Annotated in this window: 4 protein-coding genes; 3 read left to right on the plus strand and 1 reads right to left on the minus strand. The window is 44.8% G+C overall.

Annotated elements, in window-relative coordinates; all coding sequences use genetic code 11:
• Positions 1-205 precede the first annotated feature (205 nt).
• Complete coding sequence (locus JX312_RS12015; protein WP_204458138.1) at positions 206-436, minus strand: hypothetical protein; 231 nt, start codon at positions 434-436, stop codon at positions 206-208.
• A gap of 206 nt (positions 437-642) precedes the next feature.
• On the opposite strand from JX312_RS12015, the gene JX312_RS12020 reads away from it, so the two are divergent.
• The 3 genes from JX312_RS12020 to JX312_RS12030 form a co-directional block, all read left to right on the plus strand.
• On the plus strand, positions 643-1,980 hold the full coding sequence (locus JX312_RS12020; protein WP_239653910.1) for an RtcB family protein: 1,338 nt from the start codon (positions 643-645) through the stop codon (positions 1,978-1,980).
• Position 1,981: 1 nt separating this feature from the next.
• A complete protein-coding gene (locus JX312_RS12025) occupies positions 1,982-2,398 on the plus strand; it encodes a hypothetical protein (RefSeq protein WP_204458139.1) in 417 nt (138 codons plus the stop codon).
• On the plus strand, positions 2,370-2,616 hold a 247-nt coding region (locus tag JX312_RS12030), incomplete at its 3' end, for a hypothetical protein (RefSeq protein ID WP_204458140.1). The genes JX312_RS12025 and JX312_RS12030, both read left to right, overlap by 29 nt.

Here is a 2,616-nt window from a genome sequence, read left to right on the forward strand (position 1 = left end):
GGACTGTACTACCACATTGGCCTCTGGTAAATCCCGGAGCCGGTGGTGGCAGTTGTGTGTATCAGAAAGATGGAGTATTTTCATGTTCTTAGAGTTTTATTTCGCGATACGGAAAGATTTGATGCATTTATAGTATTAAAAATTTATTGAATTTCAGAGAGTTTACAAAGTAGCTTGTTGTAATTCTTTGTTCCGAGGATTGATTTTAGCTCGTATTCGGTAATGAAGTCACCTGTATCTCCAGCACATGTATCCCACCTTGATGTGATTGAAACGATTTTATTTTCAGGACTGACTTCAACAGCAATGAGAGAATAACCGAATCGGTCACGGGGCTATTAAGTTCAGGAAACAATGCGAGATAGTTGTCCACCTCGCTCTCTGATCCAAGCTCGGCAAACCACCATGCAATTTCTTTTCTGTATTGTTCTTCCATAATTACGATGCAAAGTTAGCAATGTGGTGTCCCATTTTTCGAGACACGACCAAAAAAATGACTATAAATTCGTGCTGTACCGCAAAATGTGCCACCCTTGGTGTAATTTTGCGCTCATGAAAAAATGTCGCGATAAAATCTTAGTGCGCAAAATGATTGCGCAACGGTATTCTAACTTTGCACCGGAATGTTAAAAACATCAGAATATGAAGACAAATGGAGATTCGCGTATGGGATTGAAGCGCATGTCGGCTGAAAGCCGGTGCGCGGTGGCGAAGCCATCAATACCCATCGCGATAGAAGGACATGACGTAAAGATATTTACTGACAACATCGAAGAGAATGCCTTGGAGCAAATCAAGGAATTACTTTCGATTGATGTGTTTTCCAATAAGAAAATACGCATCATGCCCGACGTTCATGCTGGGGCTGGTTGCGTAATAGGTTTCACCGGCGATCTCGGTGACAAGGTCATCCCCAATATCGTGGGCGTTGACATCGGTTGCGGTATGCGCATTCTCAATCTTGGCAAACTCTCTGAGATTGACTTTCACGCATTCAACGAGCATATCCGTGGCAATGTGCCTTCGGGTATGATTGTGCGTGAGGATCGTTTCGGTTTCAAGCCTCTTGTCGGCGAGGAAATGGAAATCTACCGCGAGGCAAAGCAACTTGTGACCGAACTTTACTGCTACCGTGAGATAAAAGACTCCGGTCGTATCAACAAGGCAATCGGCTCTCTCGGCGGCGGCAATCACTTCATCGAACTTGACAAGGACGATGAGGGCAATATTTACCTTGTGATCCATACCGGTTCGCGCAACCTCGGCAAACAGGTGGCTGACATCTATCAGGCAAAAGCGGTGAAGCACCTTACCGACGGTGCCGACGAGTTCGAGGAGACAATCAAACGCACCATTGAGGAATACAAGGCGGCAGGTCGTCGGTCTGAGTTGCAGAGCATCATTAAGAAAATGCGCAAGGAATATCAGGAAGCGGAACCACGCCTCCCCGCCGCTCTTTGCTATGTCGAGGGTGAAGGGCGTGAGCACTATCTCCACGATATGCGTCTTTGTCAGCGGTGGGCTGTGCTCAACCGTAAACTTATATCTCTATTGCTTATGCGGTTTTTCCCCGGCGTGGAGGTAAAGGAGGAATTTGAATCCGTCCACAATTACATCAGCGATGAGAATATCATCCGCAAAGGCTCTATATCCGCTGCCGAGGGAGAGCGTTGCATTATTCCTCTGAATATGCGCGACGGTTCGTTGCTCTGCACCGGCAAGGGCAATCCCGACTGGAACTGTTCGGCACCTCACGGGGCTGGACGAGTATTGAGCCGTACTCAGGCCTACGAGAAAATAACGATGGAGGACTTTGAGGCATCCATGCAGGGTATTTATTCGGAGTCGGTCAACGACTTCACTCGTGACGAGTCGCCGATGGTCTATAAACCCGCAGAAGAAATAATCGCCAACATCGGCGATACAGTCAACATCGACACTATCATCCGTCCAATCTTTAATTTCAAAGCATCAAAATAGTATGTCAGGAAACCTTCGTGAGAAACTTGATAAAATTTGGTCAGATGAACAGCGCAAGGCATTTAGAGATGCTATGGCAGAAGAACTGGAGAAACGATTGGAGATTATGCGTAAGCGTCAAGCATACTTTTCAGCTGTTGCAGAAGAATATGAGTCATTTGATGAATTCATCCGAACTCAGAAAGATTGGTTTGAAATATTTGGAATCGAACTATCAAAGGATAATGAGTCATATCTCTCACTCCGCATACAACTTGACTATTACGATTATGAGACATATCATATTGTTAACGGAGATAATGGATATCTCACCGTCAGTGATATAATATGGTGGCAAGATTTATATTGCGCCAATAGTCTTATGAATATTCAAACCGGAGAGAGCGCGGATGAAAAGGATATTCCCGGATGTTATTGAAGTATATAAACAATTCGGTAGTTCTAATCCTCTTGACGAGTTTCTGGAAGATAAGATTTATCAGGAGTACGTAAACATGCTTCCTACCATTCAGGAATATTTTTGTCGCGTCAGCAATAAAAAAGCAAATGAGGCAGGAGTGATGATGAGCCCGCTATGCTCCTTCACCTCAAGAAGAAACCTGCTCCAAGCCTACGTCCCCAAATTCACTTTTATTT

The organism is Barnesiella sp. CU968 (genome assembly GCF_905219685.1).
GTDB classification, from domain to species: Bacteria; Bacteroidota; Bacteroidia; order Bacteroidales; family Muribaculaceae; genus Lepagella; species Lepagella muris_A.